Below are 17,904 nucleotides of genomic sequence, written 5' to 3' on the forward strand. Positions count from 1 at the left end.
GAGTTCGCGTGGGTGTTTTGGCCCAATACCCACGCAAAGTCGACTGAAAACACAGGGCTGTCCCGATGACTGTCCCGATGAACGGACGGGCGCGTTCGAATCAATGGAACACCCCCTCTCGCCCCGGCTGTGACGGGTGCCACGATCCTTCCCAGACCTTCCGCAGTGACCGGCGACACATTGATCTGTGAGCCGGAGCAGCGGGCCCCTGACCGAAGGATCACCCATGCGTCTCCTCACCGCAGACCCCACGCCCGACGCCGGCCGGCCGGCTTCCGCAGGCAGCCTCACGGCCTACGACGTCGTGGTCGTCGGCTCCGGTGCCGCCGCACTGACCGCCGCCGCCACGGCCGCCCGCGCCGGCCAGTCCGTGCTCGTGCTGGAGAAGTCCGAGCTGCTCGGCGGCACCTCCGCCGTCTCCGGCGGCATGCTCTGGGTGGTGGATAACCACTACGCCCGTGAGGCCGGGATCGCTGACTCCAAGGCCGCCGGCCGCGAGTACGTGGAGGCCGTGGCCCGGGGCCGCGGCCGCGCCGAGCTGCTGGACGCCGCCCTGGACCACGGGGACACCATGCTCCGCTTCGCCGAGGACGAGCTTGGCGTGCGCTTCATCTTCCTGGACAACTTCCCGGACTACCGCCAGGATCTGCCCGGTGCCGTCACGGGCGGCCGCACGGTGGAGCCGGAGCTGTTCAATTACCGCGAGGCCCTCGGCGATCTGGCCGAGTACCTGCGCAGCGACGGCCGCCACCCGTACACCATGCAGGAGTACGAGGACTGGGGTGCCTTCACCACCTTCCCCTGGGACGAGCTAAACGAGCGCCAGGCCCAGGGCTATGCCGCCAAGGGCCATGCCCTCGTGGCCATGCTGCTCGCAGCCTGCATCGAGCACGGCGTGCAGTTCGCCGTGGACGCCCGCGTGGAGCGGTTGCTGACCACTGGGACCCACGACTGCGGCGCGGGCACCTCCGCGGGGCGCGTGGCTGGCGTCGTGCTGGCGGACGGGACCGAGGTCCAGGCGAACGCCGGCGTGATGCTGGCCGCGGGTGGCTTCGAGTGGGACAAGGCCCTGGCCGACTCCATGCTCGCCACCCGGCTCTACACCATGTGCTCCCCGCCCTCGAACACGGGCGACGCCCTGAAGATGGCCCAGCGCATCGGCGCCATGACCCGCGGCACCCGTGAGGCCTGGTGGGCGCCCATGTCCCTGACCGGTGGGATGCGGGACGGCGAGCAGATCGGCTCGCTGCTGCGCTTCGAGCGCCAGGGCCCCGGCTCCATCATGGTCAACCGCCACGGCCAGCGCTTCGCCAACGAGGCGCAGAACTACAACGACCTGGCGCGCGTGCTGCAGTCCTGGGACTCCGCCAACAACCAGACGCTGAACACCCCGGCGCACGTGGTCTTCGACCAGTCCTACCTGGAGCGCTACGGCATCCTGGACCACCGGGCCGGTCAGCCCACCCCGGAGTGGCTCATCGAGGCACCTACCCTGGCCGAACTGGCGCAGAGGACCGGCATGCCCGCCCAGGCCCTCGAGGCCACGGTGGCGCGGTTCAACGAGCACGCCACCGTGGGGGAGGACCCTGACTTCGGTCGCGGCACCTCGGAGTACGACCGCTACTGGGGGGACGCCGAGAACCAGTGGCCCAACCCCTCCCTCGGCCCGCTGCAGTACGGCCCGTACTACGCCCTCGAGGTAGTCAACGGCGCCTTCGGCACCTGCGGCGGCGTGGCCACGGACGGCGACGGCCAGGTGCTGGACGTGGACGGTGCCCCGATCGCGGGCCTGTTCGCCGCCGGCAACACCACCGAGAGCCCCTACGCCGCCGGCTACCCGGGCGCCGGGGCCACCCTCGGCCCGCTGATGACCATGGCCTACCTGGCCGGCCGCCGGCTGGCGGGCCAGCCCGCCGAGTACACCGGGGACGACGCCGTCCACGCGCCGGACGCTGACCGGTCCGGTTCCCGAGACCTCGAGGAGGTGTCCGCATGATCCGGCATATCGTGATGTTCCGCTGGAAGGACTCCTTCACCGAGGACATCCGCGCCCAGTGGATCGATGGCCTGGACAGGCTCCAGGGCGAGATCCCCGGCCTGCTCGCACTGCAGCACGGCCCGGACGTCATGAGGACGGACAAGTCCTGGGACCACGTCATCATCGCCGACTTCGAGGACCGTGAGGCCCTCGCCGTCTACAACACCCACCCCGCCCACGAGGCCATCAAGCCCTTCTCCCTGCCGAACGTGCGGGACCTGGCCTACGTGGACCTCGAGCTTCCCGCCGGCAACGCCGGCAGCACCCTCACCCACTCCACCCCCACCACCGAGGACGACTCATGAGCACCACCACCCCCTCTCCCACCGGAACCGGCGCCCACGCCGGCCGGACCGGTGCAGCCGACCCGGCCGACGTCGTGACGGAGCACCAGGGCACGCCGAAGAAGGCGGCCCTGGCCTCCTTCCTGGGCTCCACCATGGAGTACTACGACTTCTTCATCTACGGCACCGCCGCCGCCCTGGTGTTCCCGCAGTTGTTCTTCCCGGGCGGCGACCCGGCCATCGCGGCCATCGCCTCCTTCGCCACGTTCGGCGTGGCGTACATCGCCCGTCCGCTCGGCGGCCTGGTGATGGGCCACTTCGGGGACCGGCTGGGCCGCAAGAACGTGCTGCTGGTGACCCTGATGATCATGGGACTGGCCTCCCTGGCGATCGGCGTGCTGCCGACCTTCGACTCGATCGGCATCTGGGCCACCGTGCTGCTGGTGGTGGCCCGTCTGGCGCAGGGCTTCTCCGCCGGCGCCGAGTCCGCGGGGGCCTCCTCGCTGACGATCGAGCACTCCCCGGAGGGCCGCCGCGGCTTCTTCACGTCCTTCGTGATGATGGGCTACGCGGCCGGCATGGTGCTCTCCACCGTGGTGTTCATCCCCATCGCGGCCCTGCCGGAAGAGGCGCTGATGAGCTGGGGCTGGCGGATCCCGTTCCTGCTCTCCATCTTCGTGCTGGCCATCGCCTTCTACGTGCGGACCAAGCTGGACGAGACCCCCGTCTTCGAGGAGGAGGTGGCGGAGGCCGGCGAGGTCAAGAAGCTGCCCGCCGGTGAGGTGCTGAAGTACCAGGGCGGGGACGTGTTCCGCGTGCTGCTGATGTCCGCGTTCTCCGTGATGCAGACGATCTTCACCGTGTTCGGGCTGTCCTACGCCGTGGACCACGGCGGCTTCGAGCGAACGGACATCCTCACCGTCAACGCGGTGGCCGTGGGCCTGTCCATGGTGTTCATGCCGTTCGCCGGCAGGCTCTCGGACCGGATCGGCCGCAAGCCGCTGATGCTGACCGCCATGATCGGCTGCTCCGTGAGCATCTTCCTGTACTTCCTGGCCCTGGGCACCGGGAACATCTGGCTGGTGTTCGCCGCCTCCTTCCTGTTCATGACCGTGCTGTACTCCGGCTTCAACGGCGTGTGGACCTCCTTCTTCGGCGAGCTGTTCGCCGCCCCGGTCCGCTACACCGGCATGGCCATGGGCAACCAGCTGGGCCTGATGGTGGCCGGCTTCGGCCCGATGATCGGCGGCATGCTGCTCGGTGCGGGCACGTTCGGCTGGGTCCCCGTGGCCATCTTCGGCTGCGTGGTGGCCCTGATCGCCGCCGTGGCCTGCTTCTCCTCCCGGGAGACCGCCCACACCCCCATCGCCGAGCTCGGCGAGCCCTACCTCAAGGGCACCGGCCGGATCTGACGCCGGCCGCGACCCCGAACGCTTCCCCGACCTCTGGAGAACACATGACTGAGAACACCCCCGCTGCAGACCGCGCCGGAACCGTCCATAAGTGCGACGTCCTGGTGGTCGGCTCCGGTGCCGCCGGCATGGCCACCGCCCTGCGGGCCGCCCATGACGGACTGAACGTGATCGTGGCCGAGAAGTCCGAGCACTTCGGCGGCACCACGGCCCTGTCCGCGGGCTGGTCCTGGGTGCCGGGCAACCCGAAGGGCACCGCCGCCACGGGGGACACCCGGGCCGAGGCGGAGACCTACCTGAAGGCGCTGTCCGGCGACTACTACAACGAGGAGGGCGTGGCCGGGTTCCTGGACACCGTGCCGGAGGCCATCGACTTCTTCGAGGACAACACCTCCGTGGTGTTCTCCTACCCGGAGAAGGCCCCGGACTACCAGATGGACCTGCCCGGGGCGAAGCTCGGCGGGCGCGCGATCCTGCCGAGTGATGCGGACATCCGGATGCTCGGGTCCCGCCGTAAGGAGCTGCAGCCGTACCTGAGCTCGTACACGGTGTTCGGGTACATGCCGCAGGTGGGCCCGGACATGGCGACCATTCTGAAGGCCAACCAGTCCGTGAAGGCCTTCACCTACACGGCCTCGAAGCTGCTGCGCACCTGGGTGGACACCGCCCTGTTCCAGCAGCCCCTCAAGCGCACCAACGGCTCGGCGCTGATGACCCGCATGGTCGCCTCCGCGCTGGACGCCGGGGTGCGGGTGTGGACCTCCACTCCGGTGGAGGAACTGGTGACGAACGACGACGGCGCCGTCACCGGCGCGGTCCTCTCCGGTGAGCGGGCCGGCACCGTGCAGGCCCGGCTCGGCGTGGTGCTGGCTGGCGGCGGGTTCTCCGGGGATGCGGAACTGCGGAAGCAGTACTTCCCGCACGACCGCAATGGCGGGCAGCACTTCACCCCGACCCAGGGCCATGACGGCTCCTCGGCCCGGATGGCGATGGCTGTGGGCGGGCGGATCAACGCGGACGTCTCCTCCCCGGGCTCCTGGGCCCCGGTGACGGTGTTCAAGGACCTGGTCACGCGCGCCCAGCGGCTCTTCCCGCACCTGCGCCAGATCGGGCTGCCCGGCATGATCACCGTGGACAAGCACGGCAAGCGCTTCGGCAACGAGGCCCTGAGCTACCACGACTTCGGCCGGCAGATGCTGGACCACATGTCCGGTGAGCGCGAGGTGTTCGCGTGGATCGTGGGCGATGAGAAGCTGATGCGCAAGTACGGCATCGGCTTCGCCAAGCCAACCCCGATCCCGCGCCAGCTGTTCTACGCCGCGGACTACCTGGTCAAGGGCGAGACCGTGGAGGAACTGGCCGGGAAGATCGGCGTGGACGCTGAAGGGCTGAAGGCCACCCTGGCCACGTTCAACCGGGACGCCGAGGCCGGCGAGGACACCGAGTTCGGCCGCGGCTCCACCGCGTACAACCACTTCCGCGGGGACATGGACCACAAGCCCAACCCGAACCTGGCGACCATCGACAAGGCCCCGTTCTACGCCGCCAAGGTGCGGATGGGGGACCTGGGGAGCTTTGCCGGGATCGACGTGGACTCCCGCCACGCCGTGGTGCGGGCCGACGGCGCGCGGATCCCGGGCCTGTACTCCGTGGGTGCCGCGGCGGTGTCGGTGTTCGGTGGCGGCTACCCGGGCTACGGCTCGCACATCGGCCCGGCCCTGGTCTTCGGTTACCGGATGGGCCGGGACATCGCCGAGCTGGCCGCCGAGTCGGGTTCCGCTGATGCGCTGGAGCGGGCCATGGAGGTCGGTGCGTGAGTTCGGCTGATCCTGTGGGGGCCGGTGTGGGGCTTGGTGCTGAGACAGGCCAGATGCCCGACGCCGGCCCGCACCCGGGTGCCCGGCGCACGCTGGGTGCCGGGCTGGGCGTTAACCCGGCGCCGTTCGCCGGACGCACCGCTGTCATCACCGGTGCGGCCGGCGGCATCGGGGCGGCGACCGCCCGCATGCTGGCCGCCCGCGGGGCCACTGTGGTGATCGGTGACGTCGATCCCCGGGCCGCTGAGGTGGTGGCCGATATTGAGGCTGCGGGCGGACGTGCGCTGAGCGTACGGACCGACGTGACCGACGAGGAGTCCGTGGCGGCGCTGATGGATGCCGCGGCGGAGTTCGGCGGGGCTGATGGTGGATTCGGGAGCGTGGACGTCCTGGTGGCCAACGCCGGCATCGCTGAACGCAAGGGCCCGCTGCACGAGTTGGACGTGGACCACTGGCGCACCGTGCTGGACATCGACCTGACCGGGGTGGCGCTGTCCCTGAAGCACGCGCTGCGGCATATGGCTGCCGCCGACGATGGACGGGGGAGCGGGGCGGTGGTTGCCGTGTCCTCGATCATCGGTCTCGTCGGCCAGGCCGGCTCGGCGCCGTATTCGGCGGCGAAGGCCGGGGTGGCAAACCTGGTCCGCTCCGCCGGACTGGGCTACGCGCAGACGGGGATCCGCGTCAACGCGGTCGCCCCGGGCTACGTGGAGACTCCGCTGACCGCCGGCCTGGACGATTCGGTGCGCTCCCAGATGACCGCCCGCCAGCCCATCGGCCGCCTCGGCACCCCGGAGGAGGTCGCCGAGGTCATCTGCTTCCTGGCCTCGGACGCCGCCAGCTTCGTCACCGGCGCGGTGTGGTCCGTGGACGGCGGGTACGTGGCGCAGTAGACAACAAGTCTGATTCACTCAGGGTCGGCAGCAGTTCCGGGGGCAGGCCGGATCTTCCTGCTTGAGGATAAAGACCTGAGCCGCATCTTGAGCATCTCCAACGAGGAGTCGGGTACGCCGATCCGCCGAGTCTTGATCGTCTTCGCGAGTTCTCGCCCGGTCAGCATCAATTGTTCCTTGATGGCATTGCGGCCGGAGGAGTCGCTGCGGACAAGAACGGAACAGGACGCGATGGCCGTTCCGGAACTCATAAGGACGGGCACGGCAATCCCAGACGTCTCCGGGTGCAGCCAGCCGTCAACAGTGACCGAGTGTTCCTGCTGGGCTTTGAGCACGATCTCCTGTAACCGGCCCTTGTCGACCACAGTGTGGTCGGTGAATCGCGCCTTCTTCGAATTCAGGACCTCTTGCTGGCGATCAGGAGACGAGAAGGCCGCGAGAACAAGGCCCGGCGAGCAGGCCACCGCGGGCAGCCGGATGCCGGCGCGGGTGACATTGGGGACGGAGCTCGGATCGCCCACCTGCTCGAGATAGACGATGTCGGTCCCCTGGAGAACCGCCAACTGGGCGATGCAGCGAAATTGCGACTGCAGGCGCTCCAGATGAGGGATGGCGGCGTCTCGAAGTTCCAGATGCGTGGAGTTTCGACGAGCCAACTCCCAGAGGTGCAGACCCAGCCGATAACCTCGGCTGCCTTCATCTTGTTCAAGGAAGCCGACTCTGACCAGCTCTTGAAGGATTCGATGGGTAGACGGAAGCGGGATGCCCGTGGCGCGTCCGATCTCTGAGGCACTCAGTTCAACAGACGAGTCGAAGCTCTCCAGGATCATGGCGACGCGGGAAACCATGGAGGGGGGTACCTGTTGCACGAGCTGCACTCTCTAGTTTGAGGTTCGAGGAGGAGACCAGTTTTCGCGGTCGCCTCCCTAAACCTCCACCGCCGTGGCTCTGATGCCACTCCTCACCTACTCTACGAGTTCAGGAACTGCCTGATTCGGTCCAGCAATTCAGACGGCGCATCCAGGTTCGGACTATGAAGACTGTCGATCCTGCTGATGGTGCAGTCCGCGAGCTGTGCCGCAATCCGGTCCGGCCACTCCGGCTCGAACAAGGTGTCGCCATTGGGCGCGACGAGCATGACCGGGCAGGTTGCCGACCGTCCTAGTGCCTCGGGCCAATCATCCTTGACGGTCTGGCGCAAACTCGCAGGCACAGACACCGAGACGGCCTGGACGGCCCGATAGTGGCCGACAGTGTTGGCAGAGGCGAGCCGGAGATCGAGCTGATCCTCGAAATCCGAGGAGGTGCTGTCCATGAGGTTTCCGAGCACCCGCGCAAGATCGTCTCGCGATCCGTCCCAGAACCCCAGGGTCTCCAGCATGGCCGGGGTCTTCCAGGGACCGCCAGTACCGGCGATGGAGACAACGCGGCGCAGGTTGAAGGAACCTTCCGCGAGGATGCGGAGGGCCATCGAACCGCCGAACGATGTCCCGACCAGGTTGATCGACCGGGACTCCTCGAGCTGTTCCAGGAGTGCCGCGACCTGGTCGATCCGAAAGGAGTATGTGCTGCGGTCGAAGAAGACGGCTTTGTCGCTTTCGCCGAACCCCAAGAGATCGGGGGCGATCACATAATAGTCTTCGGCAAATCGCTCCATCAGGTGTCCCCAGCTGACCCGCGCTGATCCGCCCCAGGCGCCGTCGTGCAAGAGGACGAGTGGTGGGTTCTCCGGGCTTCCGACCAACAGGCAATGGGTGCCGAAGCTACCCGTCTGGACGTGGACGTCTCGGACTGCATAAGCGTTGAGCACGCTGTCATCTTTCATGGGTCACGGCCTCCAGATCGACGGGTTCGCTGATGAGTCCCTGCTTCACCATGAGTTCGTTAAGAGTGTCCAGTCCCTCGTAGTCGCTCTCCACGGAGAAGCCGATCGGGTTCAGTTGTTCGATAACGTCAGGGGAGATCGAGGTGTACCGCGCCAGGGTCTTGTTGAGCAGGTCCTTGTCCTCCGCGGCTCGTGTCGTGGCCTCGTCGAGTGCGTCGACAAAGGCATTGACCGTGTCCGGGCTTTCGTTGAGGAACTCCGCGCTGGTCACCCACCCGGCCACCGGGACGTTCTCCGTGGTCCCCTCGAATGCGCTGACAAGCTTTGTGAGGCCGTCGTCAGCGGTGGCCATGGTGACGAAGGGCTCCACCAGCCAAGCGCCGTCCACGTTACCGTTCTCCACGGACGCCTCCATCTGGGCTGGTGGGATCTCCACGAAATCAACACCCGTGACGCCGTGCTCCTCCAGGACGGACCGGGACGTGATCTCCATGATGTTCCCGAGCCCATTGACGGCAACACGCTTGCCCTTGAGATCAGAGAGTTCGTCGATATCACCGTCGCTCAGGACGTAGATTCCCTGCGCGCCGCCGCGGTCATTCTCTCGGATGATGTTCAGGGGGAGGCCCTTGTCTATGGCTTGGAGCACGGAGGGATAATTCGAGTAGGTGATATCGAGGTCGCCGGACATGACGGCGGGAATGAGTCCCGCTCCTCCGCCGGGTGCATCGGCCAGTTCCACCTCAAGGCCATGCTCCTCGAAGATGCCCTCGTTCATGGCGACCTGGATGGTCGCCGTCTCGGCGAAAGGAATGCTGCCGACCACGACTTTTTCGAGACCGGCAGCTGTTGCACCGGCCTCGGTCGAACTAGCTTCGGTCCCGGACGGTGTGCCGGTGCTGCAACCGGCAACTGAGAGAGTGCCCAGCAACGCAAGGACGGGCAGGAGTTTTTTGTTCATGTTGTGTTCCTTTCAGGCTCGGACGAAACCCGAGTAATTGTCATTGACCGAATTGCTGAGGAATCTGTTGTAGTTTTCAACGCCGCCGGTGTATGGCATAAAAACACGGGGTTTTCCTGGGGTATTGGCGCCCCAGAACCACGAGTTCCTCGAATCTGCATAGAGGGTCTTGCTCGCAGTCTCCGTGACGTGGTCGACCCAGGCATCGACCGAATTCTGCGTCGGTTCGATGGTGCTCAGGTTTGCGGTTCCCAGGTCCTTGAGGAACCGCGCCAGCCACTCGGCGTGCATCTCCGATGTGGTGGCCATGTTGCTGAAGACCGACGGGGTCTGTGGGCCGGACAGGAAGAATAGGTTGGGGAAGCCATCCGTCATCAGCCCCAAATTGGTTCGCGGCCCGCCCTCCCAATGGTCCTGGAGCGTCTGGCCGTTGCGTCCGACAACCTTGATGCGTAGGAAGGAGCCAGTCATGGCGTCGAACCCGGTGGCCATGATGATGTCGTCGAACTCGTAATGTGTGTCACCGACGATCATTCCCTGTTCGGTGATCCCCCTGATGGGTTCCTTGGCGACGCTGACCAGCGACACGTTGGGACGGTTGAAGGTTTCGTAGTAGTTCGTCCCGGAGCACAGTCGCTTGGTCCCGATCGGCAGGTCGACAGGAATGAGCCGTTCGGCAGTCTCTGGGTCCTGCACGGTCTGGCGGATCTTATTGGCCACAAACCTGCTGGCGTAGTCATTGACCTCGGTGTCGGTGAGGAGGTCAGTGAATGCGCGCATCATGTTCAGCCCGCCGGCTTTCCAGCGGCTCTCGAGCTCACGGTCTCGCTCACTCGGGGGAAGGTTCTTACCGGGACCGTGAGGGGGCTCTTGATTGTGCCCGTTCGAGGACGCTCGGGCTTGCGCGCGGCGTTCGGAGTACCGGGCCTTCCATTCCTGATCCGTGGACGCATCCAGCACGCCGTTCCTGGCCGGCATGACGTAGTTGGCCGTCCGCTGGAACACAGCGAGCTGAGACGCCTGTTCGGCGACGAGAGGGATGAGCTGGGTCGCCGAGGAGCCGGTCCCGATCACCGCAACCCTGCGGTTCGTGAAGTCGACCCGATCCTTGGGCCAGCTCGCTGTGTGCAGGATCCTTCCGGTGAAGAGGTCATGACCTGGAAGCTCTGGCATCTGCGCAGCGGACAACACTCCGGTGGCCAGGACCAGGAACTTCGACTCCACGTTCGCGCCGTCCGCTGTGGTGGTGGTCCAGTGATTCTGCATCTCGTCGTACGTGGCACCCGCGACGGTCATCCTCAGCCGGATGCTCTCGCGCAAGCCGAGCTCATCCACGGTGTGATCCAGGTAATTCTGAATACTCCGACTGTCGGAATAGCGCTCCGGCCATTTCCATTCCTGCTGGATCGACTCGCTCAGAGAGAGCGAGTAGTCGAGGCTCTCGATGTCACACCGAGCCCCCGGGTACCGGTTGTTGAACCAGGTGCCACCCACGCCCTCGGAAGCTTCCAGAATGATCGCTTTCAGTCCGATCTTTCGAAGATGGAAGAGAGCGCTGATCCCGGCGAATCCGGCTCCCACGATTACGGCATCGTAGTGCTGATCAAGGGGCGCATCATGCTGCTGCATAGATTCTGTGCTCATACGTTCCATTGATTCCTTCCGAGATTGGCTTCCCAATAGCCTCCGCAGAAGTGAGGCACGAAAGAGCAGGCATCTCGGTGACCGAGAGGGAGAACTGGAGGCTGACAGCCTGGAGCAGGCCGCGGCAAGCTTGGATGTGGGTCGGCCAAGGGGACTACCGGGAGGATTCGCATGCCTGCCTGCGGGGACCACGGTCGCACCCGACAGAGCCGCCATCAGCCGGTTCCGCGCGAAGAACCTGTGCTTTGTCAGCGCGGCCCCTGGTGGCAACTCGCTCACCAGCAGACCGGCACCACCGATCTGACGCAGCAGGTCGTGGTGCTCAGCCGGGTAGGGACGGTCCAGACCGCTCGCTAGCACCGCGACCGTCTGGCCGCCCGCCGCAAGGACAGTGCGGTGCGCGGCTCCTTCGATCCCGTAGGCGCCACCGCCCGCGACGATGCGCTCCTCGTCGGCCATGCCTGCCGCCAGTTCGCCGGTGACGTGCTCCCCGCATGACGTTGAGGCGCGGGAGCCGGTGGTCGTGACGCGATCGCTCAGCGCCGCCGTCAATAACGATGTTGCCCCGCGCGTCCACAACAGGTACGGAGCACGGTCACCCAGATCATCCAGACCGGCAGGTCATTCCTTATCCGCCGGGATGAGAGTGCCGAACTCTCCGCTTTGTGTCTTGGCCAATCGGCCGGGCAGGTCGGGCGTGATCCGAGCGACGAGACGTTAGCGCCACATCAGCGCATCCGTGCGAGCGAGGCCGGGCGCCGGGTCAGCGGACTCGAGCAGCCACAGCGTCTCGATCCCGCCGACATGGATGAGGACGCGCCCGGTGGCGGCGTCGTTCGGCTCGGTGATCATCGACAACGCGGCCCGTGCCATCCGCTCACCCTGCATCCGCTCCGCCAGTGTCGCCATGATCGGTGTCCTCTCGCTCCAAAGGTCACCGACGAGGTGCACACCCGCCCGCCGACGACGGGTTCCCTCTGTCAGAGCACGGTCGTAAACCGGGCAAGGAGGCAGGTTTCTTCAGTTACGCGGGTACTACGGGACGGCCCCTTCGAGGGCACTCGGTTCATAGCCGCGTCCACGACGGAACACCGTCGCGCTATGACGAGGAACGAGGGACCCGCGATGCTCCGCACATCGGTCGCACTCAGCGCACGAGGCTACGGCGTACTCCGCTACGCACCCACCAACCTGCTGCTCAACGCTGTCCACACCAGGCGCGGCCTCAAATGGGGCCTCGCCGCGATGCTCCTGGCCGTGCCCTACTTCTACGCCGTCGCGATCTGCACCACGATCATCAACGATGGCGGCCCCGGGTGGCTCCACCTGCTTGTCCTGCTGTTCGTCTGGAACGCCTTCAAGTTTCTCGGGATCGGACCCGTGAGTCTCGTAGTGTTGTGGCGCAGCGAGGTCGATTCGTCGAGTAGAAGTGGTCGAAGATAACTCTGACAGGGCGTTCACGGCTACGGGGAAGTTCTTTCATGTCGACAGGCACGCCTCACTGATCGGAGCCCATCACGCGGACAGCTCTGGCGTTGGTGCTGTCTCGTTATGCGAGCACGTCAGTGATCGGTCCGCCCGTCACTCCGGGTTCGAGGCAAATGACGGGCTTGTAGCGGGAGCCCTCCTCATTGTTGCCGTCCCACTCGTAAACCGTGGTTCGCAGAGTGTTGAGGTAGCGCCCGATGAGTACGGCCATTGTGTAGGGGCCGTGGAACGCGAGGTGTACCTCGGCGCGCCCCTGGCTGGCACAGAGTCTCTTGATCTGCTGCGCGACGGCCGCGCTAAGACGACCTGCTTCTCGGGGGTCGATTCGTTCTATGCCTCCAACTGAAATGACGTTGGCTGCGTCGAACCCGGCGGTGGAACCGTTCACAAGCTGCTCGAACGCAGTTCGGTCTGCATGTGGTGTCAAGGTCACGAAGACTGCCACACGGCGCTTGAGCGGCGCTGCCTGATCTTGTTCGATCTGGGTCGGCTCGATCGTCAGCGTCGTGGTCCCCGGATCGTCGTTGGGTGCGGTGGACGTCCAGGCGTTGTCCTTCGGATCGATCACGACGATCTTTCCGATCTTCGTCTCTGGCAGTGCCGCGCCAAGCGCCAGTCCGACTGACAGGTGGGCTCCGCCCGATACGCGCACGCACTTTGCGCCGGACGCGTACACGGCATCGCTGGTCAGCGGGAGAGTCTTCTGGAGCAGTTCCAGCCCGCCTCGGGAAGGCAGCCGACCGTCGTCCGACGGTTTGAGTCGGATGTGAAGGTCCTCCTCGTCGGCGTCAAGGGCAGATGATGCGGGGCGGCTCTGCACGCGAATCGTGAAATCGCGTCCTTCTGCGCGAATGCTAAGCTTTCGTTGCTCGACGCGGTGCATCAGAAGGTCACGCACGATCTCGACTTCGCCCGACGGCCGGCGCATGTTCGCCTGCTTCTTGTCAGCCAGGGTTCGTGCTGGCGCGAGTCGCAGGAGCCGATCCGGGGCGTCGTAGTCACACTTCAACTCTTCGCCTGCCAGTGTGACCGTGTTCGCGATGCACAGGCTGAAGTTGGGATCGGCGTCGAGCTGGAGCAGACGTGGCAGTTCGCGTTCGCGGACGATGTCGCTGTGTGCGATGTCGGGGGTAACGACGAGCACGCCTGCCGAGAGACCTCGGGTGAGCGCCTGTTCGAGGCGGTCGGTGGTCGTGCCTGGGCGCAGGTCGGTGTGATCCCTCCACACGACGAGCCCGGCAGCCCTGAGTAAATCTACAAGAGCGTCGGCTTGCGCAGTGCCGTCTGATTGGCGGTAGGAGATGAATACTGGGCCCTCGCCGCGGACGGCACCGTCCGGTAAAGGACCGAGGGGAGGGAATCTCGAAAGAGGGAGAGAGACGACTGCTTCCTTCGTTGTGGTCTTCCCGAACCGTTGGCGCCGGGCGATGAGTCCGAAGAACGCACCGGTTGCGCCAGGCGCAAAGACGAGCAGCGCGATCGGGGCGGAATTGACCTTGGCGGTCGCCCGCATCGCTGCATGATCGATGGTGCTCGGTCCGGATGGGGCTGGGTGGCTGTGCCATTCACCTACGTAGCCGATCGGATCGTCGTCGGTTCGTTGCTCCAGAAACTCCTGCAAGAGCTCGTCCGCGCGAATGTCGTCACGAACGTACTTGTTCGTCGTTGCCCCTTGCCCTTCAACAACCATGGCGTGAGTTGCCACGATGGTGCCGTTCTCCTGGTATCCGAGGAGGATGCCACCGGTCTCCCGAGGGAGGTGGTTCGCTGTCTCGAAGGAGATGGTCTCGTAGGCATCGACCCGCAGATCGATACATGTTGGTGGTCGAGTCATTCGTGACTCCTCACTGCGCCGATCGACAGGTCTCGTGTTTCCCCTGCTGGGTGGAGAGGGCGATCGACGAGCAGGCCGACGGCGTGGCGCACGGTCGCTGCGGCCGCCTCGATTACCGCGTATGGGGGCGTCGAAGAGATTGGACTGCCACAGCCGGCTTCGAACAGTTCAAACTCAGGCTGGTCGACAACGACGGACGAGGGTGGCAGCGGTTCGGCTCCGTCGAGCGGTGGCAGCACATCGATTCGGTAGCTCGTGCCGCCGTTCTGGATCGCCGCTGAGATGATTCGCCTGGACAATGCCCGTGCAGTGACATGGAGGAGTGCAGTGGTGGCGAAATCGGCGGTCGCGTTCACCACGAGATCATGCTCGTTCAGAAGCTCGACAGCCTCGTCGCCCGACGTGAGTGCGTGATCGATCACCGTGATGCCGGCAGCTGCGATCGCACCACGGTCAACCAGATGCTGCTTGACCGCCTCAACCTTCGACCGTCCCACGGCTTCAGGGCCGACAAGGTGACGGACAAGATTCCCGGGCATAACGACGTCGCCATCGAGCAGAGTGAGATTCTGAACACCGGAGCGTACGAGCACGTCCGCGACGTACGAACCGAGGGCTCCGACGCCCACAACCGCGACTCGCCGTCCGCGAAGCTCGGGAGCGAGCAGACCTGAGCGTGCGGACTTGGCAGCATCGGTGTCGGCACTCGAGCTCAGGCGTTTGACCGCGATGCCGCCATCTTCGGTAGGCCACACTTCGAGGGTGATTGCGCCCTCGTGAGAGCCTCGCCTGTAGATCAGCACCACGATCTCGATCGTGTGGTGACGGATTCTGCGGTCGAGGTCGACGCTGGGGCTGATACGGGCGGAGATGTCTTCCCATGATCTTGGGGGCACGTCTACATCGCCGAGGTTGGCAACGTATCCGAAGCGATCCTTGCTGTGTTTCGAGGACTTCGCTGGCTTGGTGCCTCCTGCGATCCGCATCAGGTTGTTCGCTGCCGGGCGGAACCGAACGAATCCGCTGGGATATCGGGTCAGATCATCGTAAAGATAAAGTCGCGCATCCTCGGAGGACTTGAAGTAGCGGTCGAGGTCAAGATCGGGTCGGTCGTCTGGCCAGCCTGCTGCCGCCTGATCGAACCATGCGGTGACATGTTCGAGGAACGCCGGCGCTTCGGTCCACCACAATCCCTCGTGATCGTCCTCGGCGACCAAGCACAGCGATCCGTCCAGCTCCCGGTGCCAGGACCACGCGACCGCATCTGAGTCGAGCGGAACCACGCGAGGTGGCTGAAAGGGGTAGCGGGAACGCAACGTTATGAGAACCTCGGTCGTACCAGCAGGGTGAACGATTGTCCCTCGCCAGCCGTTGTCATCCTCCGTGAAGGCGGCTCGGATCAGCCCTTCCTCGAAGTGCTGCCGCGAGTATGCGACGTAGTCGTCGTACTCGGTGAGGGTCACCCGAAGGTCCTCGTGCCCGCCGGGACGGTCCGTGCACCAGCCGAGATAGCGGACGCGCGCTTCGACCCATCCTCGTTGAATCCGGGCGGCATCGGGAACACCGTCTCGTCGTCGCCGTTCTTGCCCAGCAGCTTCTGGAACGCCAACGCGGCCTTGCCCTCGTCCTCCTCGCCGAGCGCTTCGCGTGCGGTTTCCGCGGCGCCAGCGAAACGAATCTTGGCTGCATCCAGCTCAACATCTGTCGCACGAATGCTGATCGTGCGCCCCGGCAGGGTGGGGTCGTTCACCCCGAGGCCGAAGGTGACGTAGCCGTCGATGATCTTGCTGACCTCTTCGAGAGCAGAGACGTAATACTCTGCATGATCGTTGCCCGACACCAGGCCAGAGGCGAAGGCCTGATACGTCGCGACCTCGATGAAGAACCCACCAGGCTTCTTGCCGGAGCCGAGTATCGAACGTCGGGTCTGACGGAGCAGCTTCACCGTGGGAACGTAATAGCCGTCATGCGCCACGTTCATTTCGGTCGACAGTGCCGTGAGCTTCTCCGGATTGGTACGCACCCACTCGTCCTCATCGCCCTTCTGCGGGATCTCCCACGTTTCGTCGCGCCAGTAAGGGCGGGCAGGCACCGCGTCGACATACAGGTCGTACTCGGGGAACGACACCTGCAGACTGCGATCCTGGCGTTTTGTTCGCCGGTGACCATGGTCATCACTGCCGAACTCCGCATGCAGGACGGTGAAGAATCGGTCGAGGATGTCTTTCGACGTGACGTCGTTCGGTAGGTCAGGGAGCCGCACGAACACGTCAACGTCTTTGACCCGCTTGATCGACACGCTCCTCTTGTACGAGCCGATCAGCACCGGGTCCACCCCGTACTCGGCGAGCTTCGTGTCGGCTTCGAGTGCATCGCGCACCAGTCGGTGGGCCTCTGGTGCGTTGGCCTTGCCATCGCCGGGCTCGATGGAGCTCAGCGCATCCTTGAACTGCTGCTTGAGGTGAGCCATCGGGCCCTCCGATCTCGTTGTGATTGTCTTGGACTTCTCTGAGCCTGCTCCATACCATCGACACTTCGGCGGGCATGGAGAGCAGGTGCCGTACTACTTCTTGCCACGCTTGCCGGTGCTCTCGTTGGTCGTGGTCTTCGGATGACGCTTCACCGTGGACTGCTTCACGAACCGACCCGTGACCGCGCTGCGCCCTCGCTTGCCTGCCATGCTCCTCACCTCCTCGACGTTCCAGACTCGATGCCGCGTTTCAATTCTAACACACTCCGTGTCGGAGGCGACGTGCCGTCGCAGATGTGACACACTGAGGTATGGCCAAAACCACGATCAACACGGCCGCGCTGTACTCCGCCCTAGACGCCGCGCGTCAAGAGCACCAACTCTCGTGGCGAGCACTGGCCGGCGAGATCGGCGTGAGCCCCTCCTTGCTCTCCCGGCTCGGCAACGGCCTCAAGCCGGACACCGACGGCTTCGCCACGATCATCGCCTGGCTCCGACTCCCGGCCGAGGACTTCTTCGAGCACGAGGGACAGCGTGACGCCAACGACAACCGCGAACCCGACCTCATGGCACAACTCGCACCGCTCCTGCGCGCCCGGAAGGACCTCAGTGAGACCGACGTCAAGTACCTGCAACAGGTCATCGGCGCGACCATCGAACGTGCACGGGCTCAGGGATGACTCGTGCGACGAGGATTCAAGACCGAGGCGAAGATCCTCGCACTGGAGCTACGGGCCGAGATCGGCCTCGACGCGCATGCGCCTTTCGACCCCTACGCCTTCGCTTCTGAGTACGGCATCCCGGTCGTCCAGCTCAGTGACCTTGATGGTGTCGCGCGTGATCACTTCCTGCGAGCTGACGGAAGCGCACTGTCCGGGGCGCTGATCCCGAACGGGAGTGGCGTGGTCATCCTGGAGAACGATGCTCAGCCCTTGACTCGTCGACGCACCACCATGTGCCACGAACTCGCCCACGTCGTCCTGGAGCACCAGTTCGGCGTTTCGCTTTCCGACAAAAGGAAGTGCGGGCTCGGCGGCGACCAAGAAGCCGAAGCCGACTGGCTCTCGGGGGAGATGCTGATCCCCAACGACGGAGCATTCCGGCTCGCCCGAGCGAACGCCACCGACGAGGAGGCAGCGGATGCCTACGACGTCAGCCTCGCGATCGCCCGCTGGAGAATGAACCATAGCGGAGCGCGCAAGGTGATGCAGCGGACCCGCGCCAAGTGGGTGTGAACC

The 17,904-nt window shown here is 65.3% G+C and carries 16 protein-coding genes and 1 pseudogene; 8 read left to right on the forward strand and 9 right to left on the reverse strand.

Annotated elements, in window-relative coordinates; genetic code table 11:
• Nucleotides 1–226 precede the first annotated feature (226 nt).
• Genes RE421_RS04265 through RE421_RS04285 form a run of 5 tightly spaced genes read left to right on the forward strand, consistent with a single transcriptional unit; the run spans nucleotide 227 to nucleotide 6,444 of the window.
• Nucleotides 227–1,996 (forward strand): FAD-dependent oxidoreductase, encoded by a 1,770-nt coding sequence (locus tag RE421_RS04265; RefSeq protein WP_309814851.1) that lies wholly within the window; start codon nucleotides 227–229, stop codon nucleotides 1,994–1,996.
• Entirely contained in the window at nucleotides 1,993–2,343 is a 351-nt protein-coding gene (locus tag RE421_RS04270; RefSeq protein WP_309814853.1) for a Dabb family protein, read from the forward strand. The genes RE421_RS04265 and RE421_RS04270 overlap by 4 nt, the downstream gene beginning before the upstream one ends.
• Nucleotides 2,340–3,734 (forward strand): MFS transporter, encoded by a 1,395-nt coding sequence (locus RE421_RS04275; RefSeq protein WP_170144607.1) that lies wholly within the window; start codon nucleotides 2,340–2,342, stop codon nucleotides 3,732–3,734. Before RE421_RS04270 ends, RE421_RS04275 begins: the two co-directional genes overlap by 4 nt.
• Nucleotides 3,735–3,778: 44 nt before the next feature.
• Entirely contained in the window at nucleotides 3,779–5,551 is a 1,773-nt protein-coding gene (locus tag RE421_RS04280; RefSeq protein WP_309814859.1) for an FAD-dependent oxidoreductase, read from the forward strand.
• A 53-nt stretch (nucleotides 5,552–5,604) separates the two neighbouring features.
• Nucleotides 5,605–6,444 carry an SDR family NAD(P)-dependent oxidoreductase gene (locus RE421_RS04285; RefSeq protein ID WP_309814862.1) on the forward strand — a complete coding sequence of 280 codons (840 nt, stop codon included), beginning with the start codon at nucleotides 5,605–5,607 and terminating at the stop codon, nucleotides 6,442–6,444.
• Between the two features lie 14 nt (nucleotides 6,445–6,458).
• On the opposite strand, the gene RE421_RS04290 is transcribed toward RE421_RS04285, so the two are convergent.
• From RE421_RS04290 to RE421_RS04315, 6 genes and pseudogenes are all read right to left on the reverse strand, one after another.
• Nucleotides 6,459–7,292, reverse strand: a complete 834-nt coding sequence (locus tag RE421_RS04290; protein ID WP_309814867.1) for an IclR family transcriptional regulator — start codon at nucleotides 7,290–7,292, stop codon at nucleotides 6,459–6,461.
• Nucleotides 7,293–7,414: 122 nt separating this feature from the next.
• Nucleotides 7,415–8,269 carry an alpha/beta hydrolase gene (locus RE421_RS04295; RefSeq protein ID WP_309814879.1) on the reverse strand — a complete coding sequence of 285 codons (855 nt, stop codon included), beginning with the start codon at nucleotides 8,267–8,269 and terminating at the stop codon, nucleotides 7,415–7,417.
• Entirely contained in the window at nucleotides 8,259–9,230 is a 972-nt protein-coding gene (locus RE421_RS04300) for an ABC transporter substrate-binding protein (RefSeq protein ID WP_309814882.1), read from the reverse strand. The genes RE421_RS04295 and RE421_RS04300 overlap by 11 nt, the downstream gene beginning before the upstream one ends.
• A 12-nt stretch (nucleotides 9,231–9,242) precedes the next feature.
• A complete protein-coding gene (locus RE421_RS04305; protein WP_309814885.1) occupies nucleotides 9,243–10,883 on the reverse strand; it encodes an NAD(P)/FAD-dependent oxidoreductase in 1,641 nt (546 codons plus the stop codon).
• 189 nt (nucleotides 10,884–11,072) lie between these two features.
• Nucleotides 11,073–11,486 (reverse strand): annotated as a pseudogene (locus RE421_RS04310) (DNA-processing protein DprA); the annotation flags it as partial.
• Between the two features lie 105 nt (nucleotides 11,487–11,591).
• Nucleotides 11,592–11,783 (reverse strand): hypothetical protein, encoded by a 192-nt coding sequence (locus RE421_RS04315; protein WP_309814888.1) that lies wholly within the window; start codon nucleotides 11,781–11,783, stop codon nucleotides 11,592–11,594.
• A gap of 216 nt (nucleotides 11,784–11,999) precedes the next feature.
• Here RE421_RS04315 and RE421_RS04320 point away from each other — a divergent pair, with 216 nt between their 5' ends.
• Nucleotides 12,000–12,317 (forward strand): sulfate permease, encoded by a 318-nt coding sequence (locus RE421_RS04320; protein ID WP_309814891.1) that lies wholly within the window; start codon nucleotides 12,000–12,002, stop codon nucleotides 12,315–12,317.
• A 106-nt stretch (nucleotides 12,318–12,423) separates the two neighbouring features.
• Here the strand turns inward: RE421_RS04320 and RE421_RS04325 are convergent, their stop codons facing one another.
• From RE421_RS04325 to RE421_RS04335, 3 genes are read right to left on the reverse strand one after another with little or no spacing between them, the layout of a single operon-like run.
• Nucleotides 12,424–14,196: an SAVED domain-containing protein gene (locus tag RE421_RS04325; RefSeq protein WP_309814892.1), complete on the reverse strand. Its 1,773-nt coding sequence runs from the start codon at nucleotides 14,194–14,196 to the stop codon at nucleotides 12,424–12,426.
• Complete coding sequence (locus RE421_RS04330) at nucleotides 14,193–15,659, reverse strand: ThiF family adenylyltransferase (RefSeq protein WP_309814897.1); 1,467 nt, start codon at nucleotides 15,657–15,659, stop codon at nucleotides 14,193–14,195. Before RE421_RS04330 ends, RE421_RS04325 begins: the two co-directional genes overlap by 4 nt.
• Entirely contained in the window at nucleotides 15,656–16,666 is a 1,011-nt protein-coding gene (locus RE421_RS04335; protein WP_309814901.1) for a nucleotidyltransferase, read from the reverse strand. The genes RE421_RS04330 and RE421_RS04335 overlap by 4 nt, the downstream gene beginning before the upstream one ends.
• Nucleotides 16,667–16,977: 311 nt before the next feature.
• On the opposite strand from RE421_RS04335, the gene RE421_RS04340 reads away from it, so the two are divergent.
• Nucleotides 16,978–17,346: a helix-turn-helix domain-containing protein gene (locus RE421_RS04340; RefSeq protein ID WP_309814904.1), complete on the forward strand. Its 369-nt coding sequence runs from the start codon at nucleotides 16,978–16,980 to the stop codon at nucleotides 17,344–17,346.
• A gap of 3 nt (nucleotides 17,347–17,349) precedes the next feature.
• The gene (locus RE421_RS04345; protein ID WP_309814907.1) at nucleotides 17,350–17,901 is read left to right on the forward strand and encodes an ImmA/IrrE family metallo-endopeptidase; all 552 of its coding nucleotides are present in this window, start codon (nucleotides 17,350–17,352) and stop codon (nucleotides 17,899–17,901) included.
• Nucleotides 17,902–17,904: the final 3 nt, after the last annotated feature.

Origin of the sequence: Citricoccus sp. I39-566, assembly GCF_031432995.1 — a bacterium.
GTDB classification, from domain to species: Bacteria; Actinomycetota; Actinomycetes; order Actinomycetales; family Micrococcaceae; genus Citricoccus; species Citricoccus nitrophenolicus_A.